Genomic DNA, 1,379 nt, shown 5'->3' with positions numbered 1-1,379 from the left:
GTCATGTATGGACGGCCCCCTCTCGGCAAGAGCATTTTGGTGTTTCGGCAAATGAATCGGGGTGCGGTCATGTATACGGCCTCGATGAGCGGTCGTTGACCGCGGGCCCTGATGGATATCGCGGATCGAGCTCCAATCATTCCGACGTGCTATGACGCGCGATGACGGTACGGAGTGTTTCGATCCCGGTTTCCTGACCATTTCCCATCACACCTTCATGCTCTCCGATAGGCCTGAGCGCGATCGCGGCGGCTGTCTGTCTTCAGTTGGCAGCAGCCGGCACGCTCGCGCGGTCTCGATAAGCATCGTTCTTGGCCATCATGGCCCAGAGGATGCGCGCGGTTTTGGCGGCCAATGCCACCATGACGACCTTGTAGGGCCGTCGCGCCAACATCTGGCGCAGCCATGGATCGGTGACGCCGCGCGCCTTCTGCTGACGCAGTCGGGCGCTGGCTCCGGTGATCAGCAGCGCCCGCAGCACGCGATCCCCCTGTTTGGAGATGTGCCCTGGGCGATGCTTGCCGCCGGTGCCGTGATCTCTTCCGGTCAGCCCGATCCAGGCTGCAAAGCCGCGCCCCGAGCGGAACACTTTGGCATCCGGCACTTTGGCCAGCACCGTGCTGGCGATGATCGGGCCGACCCCCGGCACCTCCATCAGCCGCCGGGCATCCGGATTGTGGCGCGCCGCTTTGACGATCTGCTGTTCGAGCGCGCGCTCGTCGGCATCGAGCGCCTGCCAGTGCCTGGCCAGCACCGACAATGCGGCGCGCATCACCTCGGGAATCTCTTCGCTGGGCTGCTCGAGTTTGCCGATCAACTCGCGTAGCCCCTTGTAGCCCTGAGCCGCCACGATCCCGATCTCGCTCAACGCTGCCCGCAACGCATTGGCGACCATCGTACGCTGCCGGGTCAGCAAGGCGCGCGTCGCGTGCACCGCAAGCGTTGCCTGCTGCTCGACGCTCTTCATCGCGACGAAGCGCATCGTCGGCCGGCCGACGGCTTCGCAGATCGCTTCGGCATCCCGTCCGTCGTTCTTGTTGCGCTTGACATAGGGCTTCACATAGGCCGGCGGCATCAGCCGCACCTCGTGTCCATAGCCGCCGATCACGCGCGCCCAATGATGGGCGCTGCCGCAGGCTTCCATCCCCACCAGGCAGGGCGGCAGTTCGGCAAAGAACTTCTCCACCTGGCCGCGCCGAAGCTGACGCCTCAGCATCACTTGGCCCGACGCGGCAACTCCGTGGAGCTGAAACACGTTCTTCGCCAAATCCAAACCAATCGTGCTAATCTGCGACACGGACGGCTCCCTCGTCTGAAGTTACGACAACCTCAGTCTGGCACATCGATGCCGTTCGGGGGCCGTCCACCCCATCATTCCG

General features: G+C 64.1%; 1 protein-coding gene. It reads right to left on the bottom strand.

Annotated features, from left to right (window positions below; all coding sequences use genetic code 11):
• Positions 1-262: 262 nt before the first annotated feature.
• Complete coding sequence (locus D4Q52_RS25940; protein WP_119859470.1) at positions 263-1,297, bottom strand: IS110 family transposase; 1,035 nt, start codon at positions 1,295-1,297, stop codon at positions 263-265.
• Positions 1,298-1,379 lie beyond the last annotated feature (82 nt).

It is taken from the genome of Rhodopseudomonas palustris, from assembly GCF_003591005.1.
Classification (GTDB): domain Bacteria; phylum Pseudomonadota; class Alphaproteobacteria; order Rhizobiales; family Xanthobacteraceae; genus Rhodopseudomonas; species Rhodopseudomonas palustris_K.
This window is presented reverse-complemented; position numbering and strand designations above follow the sequence as displayed.